The organism is Flavobacteriales bacterium (assembly GCA_016779935.1).
Classification (GTDB): domain Bacteria; phylum Bacteroidota; class Bacteroidia; order Flavobacteriales; family UBA7312.
The window spans coordinates 1-15,297 of the sequence record JADHMQ010000011.1; the positions used below are offsets into that span (position 1 = coordinate 1).

General features: G+C 36.0%; 12 protein-coding genes and 3 tRNA genes. 13 read left to right on the forward strand and 2 right to left on the reverse strand.

Going from position 1 to position 15,297, the window contains the following annotated elements:
- From ISP73_06245 to ISP73_06305, 13 genes are all read left to right on the forward strand, one after another.
- Positions 1 to 72: transfer RNA gene (locus ISP73_06245), tRNA-Gly, on the forward strand.
- Positions 73 to 82: 10 nt separating this feature from the next.
- Positions 83 to 154: transfer RNA gene (locus tag ISP73_06250), tRNA-Thr, on the forward strand.
- Positions 155 to 225: 71 nt separating this feature from the next.
- On the forward strand, positions 226 to 1,413 hold the full coding sequence (gene tuf, locus ISP73_06255; protein ID MBL6658185.1) for an elongation factor Tu: 1,188 nt from the start codon (positions 226 to 228) through the stop codon (positions 1,411 to 1,413).
- A gap of 63 nt (positions 1,414 to 1,476) precedes the next feature.
- Positions 1,477 to 1,549, forward strand: a tRNA-Trp gene (locus ISP73_06260).
- Between the two features lie 16 nt (positions 1,550 to 1,565).
- A complete protein-coding gene (gene secE / locus ISP73_06265; protein ID MBL6658186.1) occupies positions 1,566 to 1,757 on the forward strand; it encodes a preprotein translocase subunit SecE in 192 nt (63 codons plus the stop codon).
- Positions 1,758 to 1,765: 8 nt separating this feature from the next.
- A complete protein-coding gene (nusG, locus tag ISP73_06270) occupies positions 1,766 to 2,308 on the forward strand; it encodes a transcription termination/antitermination factor NusG (protein ID MBL6658187.1) in 543 nt (180 codons plus the stop codon).
- 80 nt (positions 2,309 to 2,388) lie between these two features.
- Positions 2,389 to 2,835, forward strand: a complete 447-nt coding sequence (gene rplK, locus ISP73_06275; GenBank protein MBL6658188.1) for a 50S ribosomal protein L11 — start codon at positions 2,389 to 2,391, stop codon at positions 2,833 to 2,835.
- A 4-nt stretch (positions 2,836 to 2,839) separates the two neighbouring features.
- Positions 2,840 to 3,529, forward strand: a complete 690-nt coding sequence (locus ISP73_06280; GenBank protein MBL6658189.1) for a 50S ribosomal protein L1 — start codon at positions 2,840 to 2,842, stop codon at positions 3,527 to 3,529.
- A gap of 13 nt (positions 3,530 to 3,542) precedes the next feature.
- Positions 3,543 to 4,064: a 50S ribosomal protein L10 gene (locus tag ISP73_06285; protein ID MBL6658190.1), complete on the forward strand. Its 522-nt coding sequence runs from the start codon at positions 3,543 to 3,545 to the stop codon at positions 4,062 to 4,064.
- A gap of 80 nt (positions 4,065 to 4,144) precedes the next feature.
- A complete protein-coding gene (gene rplL, locus ISP73_06290; GenBank protein MBL6658191.1) occupies positions 4,145 to 4,522 on the forward strand; it encodes a 50S ribosomal protein L7/L12 in 378 nt (125 codons plus the stop codon).
- Positions 4,523 to 4,627: 105 nt separating this feature from the next.
- Positions 4,628 to 8,443: a DNA-directed RNA polymerase subunit beta gene (gene rpoB, locus ISP73_06295; GenBank protein MBL6658192.1), complete on the forward strand. Its 3,816-nt coding sequence runs from the start codon at positions 4,628 to 4,630 to the stop codon at positions 8,441 to 8,443.
- A 34-nt stretch (positions 8,444 to 8,477) separates the two neighbouring features.
- The gene (gene rpoC, locus ISP73_06300) at positions 8,478 to 12,776 is read left to right on the forward strand and encodes a DNA-directed RNA polymerase subunit beta' (protein MBL6658193.1); all 4,299 of its coding nucleotides are present in this window, start codon (positions 8,478 to 8,480) and stop codon (positions 12,774 to 12,776) included.
- 18 nt (positions 12,777 to 12,794) lie between these two features.
- A complete protein-coding gene (locus tag ISP73_06305; protein MBL6658194.1) occupies positions 12,795 to 13,106 on the forward strand; it encodes a DUF3467 domain-containing protein in 312 nt (103 codons plus the stop codon).
- Between the two features lie 72 nt (positions 13,107 to 13,178).
- Here the strand turns inward: ISP73_06305 and ISP73_06310 are convergent, their stop codons facing one another.
- The gene (locus tag ISP73_06310; protein MBL6658195.1) at positions 13,179 to 14,258 is read right to left on the reverse strand and encodes an acyl-CoA desaturase; all 1,080 of its coding nucleotides are present in this window, start codon (positions 14,256 to 14,258) and stop codon (positions 13,179 to 13,181) included.
- Between the two features lie 59 nt (positions 14,259 to 14,317).
- The gene (locus ISP73_06315) at positions 14,318 to 15,292 is read right to left on the reverse strand and encodes a pyridoxal-phosphate dependent enzyme (protein MBL6658196.1); all 975 of its coding nucleotides are present in this window, start codon (positions 15,290 to 15,292) and stop codon (positions 14,318 to 14,320) included.
- Between the last annotated feature and the right edge of the window lie 5 nt (positions 15,293 to 15,297).

The following is a 15,297-nucleotide window of genomic DNA, read 5'->3' on the forward strand; positions in this document are numbered from 1 at the left end:
GGGAGTAGCTCAGCTGGCCAGAGCATCAGCCTTCCAAGCTGAGGGTCGCGGGTTCGAATCCCGTCTCCCGCTCTTAATCTAAGCCGATGTAGCTCAGGGGTAGAGCGTTTCCTTGGTAAGGAAGAGGTCACGGGTTCAAATCCCGTCATTGGCTCAACTGATAAAAAAACAGCCTTTCTTTTATAGAAGGTATTAACTTTTTAAACTAATTTAAAATAGCTAGCTATGGCAAAAGAGAATTTTAATCGTACCAAGCCACACTTGAACATTGGTACTATTGGTCATGTTGACCACGGTAAAACTACCTTAACTGCCGCTATTACTAAGGTATTGGCGGACGCTGGATTGGCTGAGGCTCAAGCGTTTGACTCTATCGATAACGCTCCAGAAGAAAAAGAAAGAGGTATTACTATTAACACTGCTCACGTAGAGTATGAAACTGTTAACCGTCACTACGCTCACGTTGACTGTCCAGGTCACGCCGATTACGTAAAGAACATGGTTACTGGTGCTGCTCAAATGGATGGTGCAATTTTAGTATGTGCGGCCACTGATGGTCCTATGCCTCAAACAAGAGAGCACATCTTATTAGCTCGTCAGGTAGGTGTTCCTGCTGTCGTTGTATTCCTTAATAAAGTGGACATGGTTGATGATGAGGAGCTTTTAGAATTAGTAGAAATGGAAGTAAGAGAATTGCTTTCTTTCTACGACTATGATGGCGATAACGCTCCTGTGGTTTCAGGATCTGCTTTGGGTGCACTTAACGGTGAAGCTCAGTGGGTAGATACAGTAATGAAATTAATGGATAGTGTTGATGCGTATATTCCAGAACCAGTTCGTGATAACGCTAAAGACTTCTTGATGCCAATCGAGGATGTATTTACTATTACAGGACGTGGTACTGTTGCTACCGGTCGTATCGAAACAGGTGTTGCAAACACAGGTGATGCAGTTGATATCATCGGTATGGGTGCTGAGAAATTAGGCTCAACTGTTACTGGTGTTGAAATGTTCCGTAAAATCTTAGATAGAGGTGAAGCGGGTGATAATGTAGGTATCCTTCTACGTGGTATTGAGAAATCAGATATCAAAAGAGGTATGGTAATCTGCAAGCCAGGCTCAGTAACTCCTCACACTAGATTTAAAGCTGAGGTTTATATCCTGAAAAAAGAAGAGGGTGGACGTCATACCCCATTCCACAACAAATATCGTCCACAGTTCTACTTAAGAACGACTGATGTAACAGGAGAAATCCATTTACCTGATGGAACTGAAATGGTTATGCCAGGTGATAACTTAACAATTACAGTTGAATTAATCAACAAAGTAGCGATGAGCGTAGGTTTACGTTTTGCAATCCGTGAGGGTGGTAGAACAGTAGGTGCTGGTCAGATTACTGAGATTTTAAACTAGTAATTATAAATTATTGCAGCAATAGGGTAAAGTCTTTAATTAGGCTTTGCTCATTGCTGTTTTACGGGTGTAGCTCAATTGGTAGAGTAGTGGTCTCCAAAACCATTGGTTGGGAGTTCGAGTCTCTCCACCCGTGCAAAAAGTAAAGAGAAATGGCAAGATTTGTCGAGTATATAAAAGAGTCAGCAGATGATCTAATGAACAAGGTCTCTTGGCCAACTTGGAAAGAGTTGCAGAGCAGTTCTATTGTGGTTGCAGTAGCATCCCTAATAATTGCATTGATTGTTTATGTAATGGATTTAAGTTTCCGAAATATTTTGGAAGTTTTTTATGACTTGTTTTAAATAAAGAAATGGCAGATAAACATTGGTACGTTGTTAGAGCTATAGGTGGACAAGAGAAAAAAGTGTCCGCTTACATTGAAAATGAAATCTCAAGATTAAATCTTAGCGATTTTGTTTCTCAAATATTAGTTCCTACTGAAAAAGTATTTCAAATTAGAAAAGGTAAGAAAGTGAGCAAAGAAAGAAATTTCTTTCCTGGATACATTCTAGTTGAAGCCAATCTAGTTGGAGAAGTACCTCACATTATCAGATCAATACCTGGTGTTATCGGATTTTTAGGAGCCACCAAAGGCGGTGACCCTGTTCCAATGAGAACATCTGAAGTTAACAGAATTCTAGGTAAAGTTGATGAGCTTGCAATTACTGATGAGGAAATCGTTATCCCATTTGTTGTAGGCGAATCTGTGAAGGTCATTGACGGACCTTTCAATTCTTTTAGCGGATTAATTGAAGAAATTGACGAGCAAAAGAAAAAATTAAAAGTTACAGTAAAAATATTTGGTCGTAAAACTCCTGTTGAATTGAGTTTTATGCAAGTTGAAAAAGAATAATTTGTGTTAACCGATTTAATGTTTCAGAAACATTTTGCTTCCAGTTTCTGACACAGAAAAATCAAAAATAAATCAAAGCAATGGCTAAAGAAATTAGTAAAGTTGTCAAATTACAGGTCAGAGGAGGCGCAGCAAACCCGTCGCCACCAGTAGGTCCTGCTCTTGGTGCGGCTGGTGTTAATATCATGGAGTTCTGTAAGCAGTTTAATGCTAGAACTCAGGATAAGCAAGGAAAAGTTTTACCGGTTGTAATTACCGTATACGCTGATAAATCGTTTGAATTTGTCATCAAAACTGCCCCAGCAGCTGTACAACTATTGGAAGCATCCAAAAAGAAAAAAGGTTCAGGAGAACCAAATAGAAATAAAGTAGGTTCTGTGACATGGGATCAGGTTAAATCTATTGCAGAAGATAAAATGGCAGATTTAAATGCCTTCTCTATTGATTCAGCAATGATGATGATTGCCGGTACAGCCAGAAGTATGGGATTAAATGTTAAAGGTGGAACCGCTCCACAAAAAAAATAACACTATGGCTAGACTAAGTAAAAATATGAAAGAAGCGACAGCTCAGATTGATAAGTCTGTAGCCTATTCTCTTACTGACGCTGCTGGTTTAATGAAATCTGTTTCAAAAACTAAATTTGACGCATCAGTAGATATCTCAGTCAAATTAGGTGTTGACCCTAGACAAGCAAACCAAATGGTCAGAGGAGTAGTTACTCTTCCTCACGGAACTGGAAAAGAAGTAAAAGTTCTTGCCTTAGTTACTGCAGACAAAGAAGCAGAAGCTAAAGAAGCAGGTGCAGATTATGTAGGATTAGAAGACTACATAGCTAAGCTCAAAGACGGGTGGACTGATGTTGATGTTATAATTACTATGCCTTCAGTTATGGGTAAGCTTGGTGCTCTAGGACGTATCCTTGGACCAAGAGGCTTAATGCCTAACCCTAAAACTGGTACAGTAACAATGGAAGTTGGTAAAGCAGTTTCTGATGTGAAAAAAGGTAAAATTGATTTCAAAGTAGATAAGTTTGGTATTATTCACTGTGCTATCGGAAAGTCATCATTCGAAGCTTCGAAAATTGTTGACAATGCTAGTGAATTATTACAAACTATTTTGAAGTTAAAACCATCAGCTTCAAAAGGTACATACGTGCAAAGCGTGTACATGTCAAGTACTATGAGTCCAAGTGTTCGTATTGATGAAAAATCAATCTAAATCATAAACAGTTATGACAAGAGAAGAAAAAAATAAAGCTATTGACGCACTAAGCGTTCAGTTAGTTGACAATAAGAATTTTTACCTGACAGATATTTCAGGTTTAAATGCTGAAAGTAGCAGTAACTTAAGACGTTTATGCTACAAAAGTGATGTTCAGATTCAAGTAATCAAGAATACACTTTTAAAGAAGGCTATGGAGAAAAATGAAATCGACTTCGAACAAATGTATGATTCTTTAAAAGGAAATACTGCAGTTATGTTCGCAGAGTCATCAAATGCTCCAGCAAAAATTATAAAAGAATTCAGAAAGAAACAAGAAAAGCCAATTTTAAAATCGGCTTACATAGAAGAAAGTTTTTATTTCGGAGATGATCAAGTGGAGGTATTATGCTCATTAAAGTCGAAAGACGAGTTAATTGGCGATATTATTACATTATTACAATCTCCTCCGAAAACAGTTATCTCTTCTCTGCAATCAGCAGGAGGAACACTTTCTGGAATAATTAAAACATTATCTGAGAGATCAGAATAAAAATCTTAGTGATTACGCACCACTAATTTTTAATGCTTCCACATTAAATAGAATTTATAACAAACTTAAACTAAATTAAAATGGCAGATTTAAAAGCTTTCGCAGAACAGTTAGTAAACTTAACTGTTAAAGAAGTAAGTGAATTAGCTGATATCTTAAAAGACGAGTATGGTATTGAACCTGCAGCTGCTGCTGTAGCTGTAGCAGGACCTGCTGTTGGAGGTGGCGGTGACGCTGCTGAAGAGAAATCAGAATTTGATGTAATATTAACAGCCGCTGGAGGTTCTAAGTTAGCAGTAGTAAAACTTGTAAAAGAGTTAACTGGTCTTGGATTAAAAGAAGCTAAAGATATTGTAGACGGTGCGCCAGCTCCAATCAAGGAAGGTGTAGCAAAAGACGAAGCAGAAGCATTGAAAACTCAATTAGAGGGTGCAGGTGCTGAAGTTGAGCTTAAATAAGTTTACATCATCATCCCTAAAGGTTTAGGCTTTAAACATCCGTTTAAAGCTTAGACCCTTTTGTGGTTACAAACAATTCATTTTATAACAAAAAAACATACTAAATTGACTTCAAATAAAACTACCAATAGAATCAATTTTGCTTCAACTAAGAATCAGCTTGAATACCCAGATTTTTTGGATATTCAAATTGGTGCATTTAGGGATTTCTTTCAAATAGGAGCATCATCTGACAGAAGAAAAGAAGAAGGACTATGTAGAGTGTTCAATGATCACTTTCCTATTTCTGACTCAAGAAATAATTTTGTTTTAGAGTTTATTGACTACGCTATTGACCCACCAAGATATTCCATTGAAGAGTGTATTGAAAGAGGTTTAACGTACAAAGTACCTTTGAAAGCAAAACTTAAATTGTATTGTACTGACCCTGATCATGAGGATTTTGAAACCATAGAACAAGAGGTGTTTTTAGGTTCTGTACCTTATGTTACTCCAAAGGGGTCATTTGTAATTAACGGTGCTGAGCGTGTGGTAGTTTCACAATTGCATCGTTCTCCAGGTGTTTTCTTTGGACACAGTTTCCATTCCAATGGAGCTAAACTTTACTCAGCTAGAGTTATTCCATTTAAAGGTTCATGGATAGAATTTGCTACGGATATTCACAATGTAATGTATGCTTACATTGACAGAAAGAAAAAGTTGCCTGTAACAACATTATTAAGGTCTATTGGCTTTGAAAATGATAAAGATATTTTAGAAATATTCGATCTTGCAGATGAAGTAAGAGTTAGTAAAGCATCTCTTAAAAGAGTTGTTGGACGAAAACTTGCAGCAAGAATATTAAAAACTTGGATTGAAGACTTCGTTGATGAAGATACTGGTGAGGTTGTTTCAATCGAAAGAAACGAAGTAATTGTTGATAGAGAGACAATTATCGAGAAAGAGCACATTGATGATATAATTGATTCAGGCTCAAAAACAGTACTTCTTCATAAAGAAGATATTAGTACATCAGAGTATGCTATAATTTACAATACTCTACAAAAAGACCCTACTAACTCAGAAAAGGAAGCTGTAATTTATATCTACAGACAACTCCGTAATGCTGAGCCACCAGATGAGGAAACAGCTAGAGGCATAATTGACAAGTTGTTTTTCTCTGATCAACGATACAGTCTTGGTGAAGTAGGTCGTTTTAGAATTAACAAAAAATTAGGTTTGAATGTTGATTCAGACATACAAATCCTAACTAAAGAAGATATTATTTCAATTATCAAGAACTTAGTTGAGTTAGCTAACTCTAAAACTAATGTTGATGATATTGATCACTTAAGTAACAGAAGAGTAAGAACAGTTGGTGAGCAGTTATCAAATCAGTTCAGTTTAGGTCTTTCAAGAATGGCTAGAACCATTAGAGAAAGAATGAACGTAAGAGATAACGAAGTATTTACACCAGTTGATTTGATTAATGCAAAGACATTATCTTCTGTAATTAATTCATTCTTTGGAACTAATCAGCTATCTCAGTTTATGGATCAAACAAATCCATTAGCAGAGGTAACTCACAAACGTAGAATGTCTGCTCTAGGACCTGGTGGTCTTTCAAGAGAAAGAGCTGGTTTTGAGGTGCGTGATGTACACTATACTCACTATGGTAGATTATGTCCAATTGAAACTCCTGAAGGACCAAACATTGGTCTTATTTCTTCACTTTGTGTTTATGCAAAAGTGAATAGTCTTGGATTTATTGAAACGCCTTACAGAAAAGTAAAAGAAGGCGTTGTTCAGTTGAACGAAGCCCCAATTTACTTGACTGCTGAGGAAGAAAACGATATGACAATTGCTCAGGCTAATGCTCCTGTAGCTGATTCTGGAAAATTTGAAATTGATCGTGTAAAAGCAAGATTTGAAGGTGATTATCCAGTAACAGAGCCGCAGAATATTAGTTTAATGGACGTCGCTCCTAACCAAATTGCATCAATTGCAGCATCTCTTATTCCATTCTTGGAGCATGATGATGCTAACCGTGCATTGATGGGATCGAACATGATGCGTCAGGCAGTTCCATTACTACAAGCTGAAGCACCAATTGTTGGAACAGGACTTGAGCCACAAGTTGCTCGTGACTCACGTGTACTTGTAAACGCTAAAGGGAAAGGTACAGTAGAATATGTTGATGCTAATGAAATTCATATTCGTTACGATAAAACGGATGAAGAACGTTTATTGTCATTTGATGATGATGTAAAGGTTTACAGTCTAACGAAGTTTAAAAAGACTAACCAAAATACATGTATCAACCTAAAACCTATTGTTGTAAAAGGCGATAAGGTTGTAAAAGGTCAGGTATTATGTGAAGGTTATGCTACACAAAATGGTGAATTGGCTATTGGTAGAAACTTGAAAGTGGCGTTTATGCCATGGAAAGGATACAACTTTGAGGATGCTATCGTTCTTTCTGAGCGTGTTGTTCGTGAAGACTTATTTACATCTATTCACATTGAAGAGATGTTGGTAAATGTAAGAGATACTAAGAGAGGACCAGAAGAGCTAACAGCAGACATTCCAAATGTTTCAGAAGAAGCCACAAAAGATCTTGATGAAAATGGTATGATTCGAGTAGGTGCAGATATTAAAGCTGGTGATATAATCATCGGTAAAATTACACCTAAAGGTGAGTCTGACCCTACACCAGAAGAAAAGCTTCTTAAAGCAATCTTTGGTGACAAGGCAGGTGATGTAAAAGATGCTTCACTTAAAGCAAGACCTTCATTTAAAGGTGTTGTAATAGACAAAAAACTGTTCTCAAAATCTATCAAGGATAAAAGAACCCGAGCAATGGATAAAGAAACCGTTGCTGAACTTGAAAAGGATTATAACAAATTATCAGCTGACTTAAAAAATGTTTTAGTTAATAAACTATTTACCTTGTTGAGTGGTAAAACTTCTCAAGGTATTGTTAGTTTGCTTGGTGATGATTTAATCTCAAAAGGAGTTAAGTATACACTAAAGACTCTACAAGCAATAGATTATGAAACATTCAATGTTAGAGCCTCTAAGTGGGTTGTTGACAAAGATTTAAACGCTAAAGTTCATTTGTTAATGAACAATTATCTATTCAAGAACAGCGAGTTGTTAAGTGATTTCCGTAGAAAGAAATTTGCAGTGACAGTTGGAGATGAACTACCTGCAGGTGTTCTTAAATTGGCTAAGGTATATGTCGCTAAAAAACGTAAAGTTCAAGTTGGTGATAAATTAGCTGGAAGACACGGTAACAAAGGTATTGTAGCAAAAATAGTACGTGACGAAGATATGCCGTTCCTAGAAGATGGTTCTACTGTTGATATCGTATTAAACCCACTAGGTGTACCTTCGCGTATGAACCTTGGACAGATATATGAAACTGTACTAGGGTGGGCTGGACAAAAGTTAGACAGAAAATACTTCACTCCTGTATTTGATGGTGCTTCTATTGATGACATCAACAAAGAAACAGATGAAGCAGGTCTTCCAAGATTTGGGCAAACTTATCTTTACGATGGTGGTACCGGAGAGCGATTTGATCAACCAGCAACAGTTGGTATCATATATATGCTTAAACTAGGTCACATGGTTGATGATAAGATGCATGCTCGTTCTATTGGACCATACTCATTGATTACACAGCAACCACTAGGAGGTAAAGCTCAGTTTGGTGGTCAGAGACTTGGTGAGATGGAGGTGTGGGCACTTGAAGGATATGGAGCATCCAATATCTTGCAAGAAATGCTTACAGTAAAATCGGATGATGTTGTTGGACGTGCGAAAGCTTATGAAGCAATTGTGAAAGGAAGTCCAATGCCAACACCTGGTATTCCAGAATCATTTAATGTACTAATGCACGAGCTACTAGGTCTTGGACTAAAAGTAACTCTAGACTAATTAATATAATTCTTAATAATCTACACATATAGATATGGCAGTAAGAAAAGGTAATAAAGAAGTTAACATAAGTTTTAATAACATTACAATTAGTCTTGCATCACCTGAGGACATGCTTTCAAAGTCAAGCGGTGAGGTTACAAAACCAGAGACTATTAACTATAGAACTTATAAACCAGAAAGAGATGGTTTGTTTTGTGAAAGAATTTTCGGACCTACAAAAGACTTCGAATGTCATTGTGGTAAGTATAAAAGAATCCGATACAGAGGAATCGTTTGTGACCGTTGTGGTGTTGAAGTAACTGAGAAAAAAGTTAGAAGAGAAAGAACCGGACACATTCAATTGGTAGTTCCTGTTGCTCATATTTGGTATTCTAAATCTAATCCAAACAAAATCGGTTATCTACTTGGATTACCAAGTAAAAAGCTTGACATGATAATCTATTATGAAAGATATGTAGTAATTCAAGCAGGTTTAGCCAAAAATGCTGAAGGTGAGCCATTAAATTATATGGATTTCCTTACAGAAGATGAGTACTTGGATGCTCTAGAGCAATTACCACCAGAGAATCGTTATTTAGACGATGAAGACCCAAATAAATTTATTGCCAAAATGGGTGCTGAAGCTCTTGTCGAATTACTACGTCGTTTAGACTTAGATCAATTATCATTTGATTTAAGACATAAAGCCAGCACAGAAACATCTCAACAGAGAAAAGCTGAGGCTTTAAAACGATTACAAGTAATAGAGTCTTTCAGAGATGCAAACTCCAGAATTGAAAATAAGCCAGAGTGGATGATAGTCAAAGTAATTCCGGTTATTCCACCAGAATTAAGACCATTAGTCCCATTAGATGGAGGTCGTTTTGCTACTTCTGATTTAAATGACTTGTATAGAAGAGTGATTATCAGAAACAACAGGCTAAAGCGATTAATTGAAATTAAAGCACCTGAAGTAATTCTTAGAAATGAAAAGAGAATGCTTCAAGAATCTGTAGACTCATTATTTGATAACTCAAGAAAATCAAGTGCTGTTAAAACAGAATCAAACCGTGCATTAAAATCATTATCTGATAGTTTAAAAGGAAAACAAGGACGTTTTCGTCAGAACTTATTAGGTAAGCGTGTAGATTATTCTGCTCGTTCGGTAATTGTTGTTGGACCAGAATTAAAAATGCACGAATGTGGATTGCCAAAGAATATGGCAGCTGAATTATTCAAGCCATTCATCATCCGTAAGATGATTGACAGAGGTATTGTTAAGACAGTAAAATCTGCTAAAAAAATTATTGATAAAAGAGAGCCAGTAGTTTGGGATATTTTAGAAAACGTAATGAAAGGACATCCAGTTCTTTTAAATCGTGCCCCAACTCTGCACAGATTAGGTATACAAGCTTTCCAACCAGTAATGATTGAAGGTAAGGCAATTCGTCTTCACCCTCTAGTTTGTACAGCATTTAACGCCGATTTTGATGGTGACCAAATGGCGGTACACTTACCTTTAGGTGAGGCTGCAGTTTTAGAAGCTCAGTTACTTATGTTAGCATCTCACAATATTCTAAACCCTGCGAATGGCGCTCCGGTTACAGTTCCATCTCAGGATATGGTATTGGGATTATATTACATGACTAAGTCCTTAAAAGGAGCTAAAGGTGAAGGATTATCTTTCTATTCTGAAGAAGAAGTTAAGATTGCTTTCAACGAATCTATTGTTGATTTGCACTCAATTATTAAGGTGAGAACTTCAATCAAAGAAGGCGAAGAATTCACTACTAAACTTTTAGAAACTACTGTTGGTAGAGTGTTATTTAACGAACACGTTCCTTCTGAAGTAGGATATATTGACCAATTATTAACCAAGAAAGCCTTAAGAGACATCATTGGTGAGGTATTAAGCATTTCAGGAATTGCAAAAACTGCAGAATTCCTAGATGCTATTAAGGGTATTGGTTATCACTTTGCATTTAAAGGCGGATTATCGTTTAACTTAGGTGATGTTATTATTCCTGATGAAAAGGACACTATGATAACAGATGCTTACAATCAAGTTGACGAAGTTACTTCTAACTATAACATGGGATTCATTACCAATAATGAAAGATACAACCAGGTTATTGATATTTGGTCGAATACCAATGCACACTTGACAGAAAAAGTAATGAAGCAATTGAGTTCTGATAAAGATGGATTCAACTCTGTTTACATGATGCTTGATTCTGGTGCAAGGGGTTCTAAAGAACAGATTAAGCAGTTAGGTGGTATGAGAGGCCTTATGGCCAAACCACAAAAATCTGGTGATAAGAGTGGAGCGGCGATTATTGAAAACCCAATTATTGCAAACTTCAAAGAAGGTCTTTCAATCCTTGAGTACTTTATTTCTACTCACGGTGCTCGTAAAGGTCTTGCCGATACTGCTCTTAAAACAGCAGATGCCGGTTACTTAACTCGTCGTTTAGTTGATGCTTCTCAAGATGTTGTCGTAAAAATTGAAGATTGCGGTACATTAAGAGGTTTAGAGATTTCAGCTTACAAGAAAAACGATGAAATTGTAGAATCTTTAAAAGATAGAATTGTTGGGCGTGTTTCACTACACAATGTTTATGATCAGAATGGGAACATTATTGTTACTTCTGATGAAATGATTGTTGAAAAAACAGCTCAAGCAATTGAAAATGCTCACGTTGAATCCGTTGAAGTACGTTCAGTACTTACATGTGAAGCTAAGAAAGGTGTATGTGCCAAGTGTTATGGAAGAAATCTTTCTACTGGTAATATGGCTGTTTCTGGTGATACTGTAGGTGTTGTAGCTGCACAATCAATTGGTGAGCCTGGTACACAGCTAACACTTAGAACATTCCACTTTGGTGGTACAGCTTCTAAAATAGCATCAGAATCTAGTATTGTTACTAAGTACGATGGTAAGTTAGAAATTGATGACTTAAAAACTATTGAAACCGTAAACGAAGAAGGTGAAAAGGTACAAATGGTTATAAGTAGAACATCTGAAGTAAGAATTATTGATGAAAAATTAGGAATAGTTTTATCATCAAGTAATATTCCTTACGGTTCTAATTTATATGTAGAGCCCGGTATGAAAGTGAAGAAGGGAACTAAAATTTGTGACTGGGATCCGTATAATGCGATTATTGTTTCTGAATTTGAAGGAAAAGTTGTGTTTAAGGATATCGTTGAAGGTCTTTCATTCCGAGTTGAATCGGATGAGCAGACTGGCTTCGAAGAGAAGGTAATGATTGAGAGAAAAGATAAAACTCTTAACCCTACAATCAGTATCGTTAGTAAGAAAGACGAAAACTCACGCTCTTACAGTATTCCAGTAAAAGCTCACTTATCTGTAGATGATAATCAAAAAATTAAGCCAGGTCAAATTATCGCTAAGATACCTAGACTTGCATCTTCATTAGGTGATATTACGGGTGGTTTACCACGTGTAACCGAATTATTCGAAGCACGTAACCCATCTAATCCTGCTGTTGTAACAGAGATTGATGGTATTGTATCTTTTGGTTCAAAAATCAAGAGAGGTAATAAGGAAGTAATAATCACTTCAAAAACTGGAGAGGTTTCAAAATACCTTATCCCATTATCTAAACATATATTGGTTCAGGAAAACGATTTCGTGAAGTCTGGAATGCCTTTATGTGATGGAGCTATTACACCATCTGATATTCTAAGAATTAAAGGACCTACAGCAGTTCAGGAGTATATTGTTAATGAAATCCAAGAGGTTTATAGACTTCAAGGGATGAAAATTAACGACAAGCACTTTGAAGTTGTTGTACGACAAATGATGAGAAAAATGTCAATTGTTGATGCTGGTGATACTAGATTCCTAGATGGTCAGACTGTAACTAAGCTAGAATTCTTAGAAGAGAATGATAGAATCTTTGGAATGAAAGTTGTTGAAGAAAGTGGTGACTCTCAAATCCTTAAATTAGGTCAAATTATTTCTGCTAGAAAGCTAAGAGAAGAAAACTCAAGGTTAAAGCGTAAAGATTTGAAAACTGTTGAGGTTAGAGATGCAGTACCTGCAACAAGTGAGCAAAAGATTCAAGGAATTACAAGTGCTGCACTACAAACCAATAGTTGGGTATCTGCAGCATCCTTCCAGGAAACAACTAAAGTATTGAACGCTGCTGCTATTAACGGTAAGCGTGATACGTTAGAAGGCTTAAAAGAAAACGTTATTGTAGGTCATAAGATTCCTGCAGGAACAGGTCTTCGTGTCTTTGATGATATCGTAGTTGGTTCTCAAGAAGAATTCAATGAGTTGATGTCTGCTAAGGAAAAAGAAGAAGAGCAACAAGAAGCTTAACGATTAGTAAATTTAATTATGTCAGAAAATAAAAAGAAAGGTCTCAATATTGAGTTAACAGAAGAAGTAGCTGAAGGTACGTATAGTAATTTGGCTATTATTAATCATTCGCCGTCTGAGTTTGTTCTTGACTTTATTAAAATTATGCCAGGCGTTCCTAAGGCTAAGGTTAAATCTCGTGTATTATTAACTCCTCAACATGCAAAACGCTTGTTAAAAGCTTTAAGTGATAACATATCTAAGTATGAGTCACAGCACGGAGAAATTAAAAACATTGATTCCCTAAATAATATTCCATTAAGTTTTAGTGGACCAACAGCTGAAGCATAAATAGAAAATCGTTAATCTATATTAAAAAAGACCACAAATGTGGTCTTTTTTTAGTATCTATTATTTGCAAAACTAAGCAGCCTTACCTAATGATTTAAGCATTTTAGTGTGTTCTACTAAAGCTGATAAATAGTTTTTCTGTGTATAGTAAGGGAGATTATATTTTTCAGCTTTCTTCTTTACTATGTGTGAAATGTTTTTATAGTGTACATGGCATATGTTTGGAAACAAATGATGCTCTACTTGGTAGTTTAGTCCACCAACAAACCATGAGAAAAACCTACTCTTTGGAGCATAATTAGAAGTGGTTTGTAATTGGTGAATAGCCCAGTTATTTTCAACTGTACCATTTACGTTTGCATGAGGGTAATCACACTCTGGCATAATGTGAGCAGTTTGAAAAATCGTTGCTAAAATAAATCCAGCTACAAAGTGTAATGTAATGAAGCATACTAACCAGAATCCAAAAGAAATATTTCCAAAAAAGTACGGTATAGCAAACATGTATGCATAATAAATTATTTTCCAGCTTACCATTTCAAACATTAGGCCTCGATATTCTTTCTTATCAATGACACCATCTCTTTTAAACTCTTTAAGTTGTTTAAATTCCTTATCAGTTGCCCAAGAGAATGTCATCAGCCCGTATAAGAACCAAGCGTAAAAATGCTGTAGTCTGTGAATCTTTTTAAGAGGAGCATCAGGAGAAAATCTCAGTAGTCCCATAGGACTTACGTCCGGATCCATATCGTGAATATTGGTATATGTATGATGTAGCCTATTGTGTTGAATTTTCCAGTTTTTGGCACTTCCACCAAGAAAATTTAAGGATAACCCTAGTAGTTTATTTACAAATTTATTTTTTGAATATGCACCATGATTCGCATCGTGCATTACAGATAATCCAATACCAGCCATACCAACGCCCATAAGTACCCACATGAGCCAATATACCCAACTATTTGTAATAATGCCAGATACAGCTACAAAATAGGGAATATAATAAAGTGAAAACATGAAAATTGTTTTGAACACCATATTAGCGTTTCCAAATCTTGATATTTTATTTTTCTTGAAGTATTCGTCAATAGATATTCTTAAATCTTTGATGAATTCATTTGAATGATTCTTGTCAAATTTAATAGTTCTCATAATTTCATTTGTGAGTAACAAATATACTCATTAAAGCGTGAAAGATAGGTGTAAATGTATTAAATAAAACCTTGTTCTTTCATCCAATCGTCATTAAATATTTTGGCTACATATCTACTTCCATGGTCGTGTAGCAGTACAACAACCACATCTTTATCAGAAAGCTGACCTTTTAGTTGATTTAATCCTGCGATGGCACTACCACACGAATAGCCAGAAAATATACCTTCCTCTTTTGCCAAACGACGTGCGTAGATTGCTCCGTCTTTATCGGTTACCTTTTCAAAATGGTCTATAAGGTCAAAATCTACATTCTTTGGTAAAATATCTTCACCAATTCCTTCAGTAATATAGGAATAGATTTCGTTCTCATCAAAAACTCCTGTTTCATGGTATTTTTTATAAACTGAACCGTATGAGTCAACGCCCCATATTTTAATGTCAGGATTTTTTTCTTTTAGGAATTTTGCTATACCAGAAATAGTACCTCCAGTTCCAACCCCAACAATAAAGTGTGTGATTTTTCCATCAGTTTGCTCCCATATCTCAGGACCAGTAGATTCGTAATGAGCTAAACGATTTGATAAGTTATCATATTGATTAGGATAGAAAGAATTTGGAATTTCTTCATTAAGTCGTTTTGCTACTGAATAATAAGACTCTGGATGATCTGGAGCAACATTTGTAGGGCAAACATAAACTTTTGCACCCATTGCCTTAAGAATATCCATCTTTTCTTTAGACTGCTTGTCAGAAATGGTACATATTAATTTATACCCTTTTTGAATACATGCTAGAGCAAGCCCCATTCCAGTATTTCCTGATGTTCCTTCAATGATAGTTCCACCTTCTTTGATTAAGCCAGCTTTTTCAGCATCCTCAATCATTTTTATAGCCATTCTATCCTTTGTAGAATGTCCAGGGTTAAAACTTTCTACTTTAGCTAATACCAGTGCCTTTGTATCAACGACCTTGTTAAGTTTTACCATTGGTGTATTGCCAACAGTATCAACGATGTGATTGTAATAATTCATAGGGT

What these genes read in the sequence shown, in the direction of transcription:
- tuf (MBL6658185.1), top strand. Translation starts at nt 226, where the DNA reads ATGGCAAAAGAGAATTTTAATCGTACCAAGCCACACTTGAACATTGGT.
- secE (MBL6658186.1), top strand. Translation starts at nt 1,566, where the DNA reads ATGGCAAGATTTGTCGAGTATATAAAAGAGTCAGCAGATGATCTAATG.
- nusG (MBL6658187.1), top strand. Translation starts at nt 1,766, where the DNA reads ATGGCAGATAAACATTGGTACGTTGTTAGAGCTATAGGTGGACAAGAG.
- rplK (MBL6658188.1), top strand. Translation starts at nt 2,389, where the DNA reads ATGGCTAAAGAAATTAGTAAAGTTGTCAAATTACAGGTCAGAGGAGGC.
- ISP73_06280 (MBL6658189.1), top strand. Translation starts at nt 2,840, where the DNA reads ATGGCTAGACTAAGTAAAAATATGAAAGAAGCGACAGCTCAGATTGAT.
- ISP73_06285 (MBL6658190.1), top strand. Translation starts at nt 3,543, where the DNA reads ATGACAAGAGAAGAAAAAAATAAAGCTATTGACGCACTAAGCGTTCAG.
- rplL (MBL6658191.1), top strand. Translation starts at nt 4,145, where the DNA reads ATGGCAGATTTAAAAGCTTTCGCAGAACAGTTAGTAAACTTAACTGTT.
- rpoC (MBL6658193.1), top strand. Translation starts at nt 8,478, where the DNA reads ATGGCAGTAAGAAAAGGTAATAAAGAAGTTAACATAAGTTTTAATAAC.
- ISP73_06305 (MBL6658194.1), top strand. Translation starts at nt 12,795, where the DNA reads ATGTCAGAAAATAAAAAGAAAGGTCTCAATATTGAGTTAACAGAAGAA.
- ISP73_06310 (MBL6658195.1), bottom strand. Translation starts at nt 14,258, where the DNA reads ATGAGAACTATTAAATTTGACAAGAATCATTCAAATGAATTCATCAAA.
- ISP73_06315 (MBL6658196.1), bottom strand. Translation starts at nt 15,292, where the DNA reads ATGAATTATTACAATCACATCGTTGATACTGTTGGCAATACACCAATG.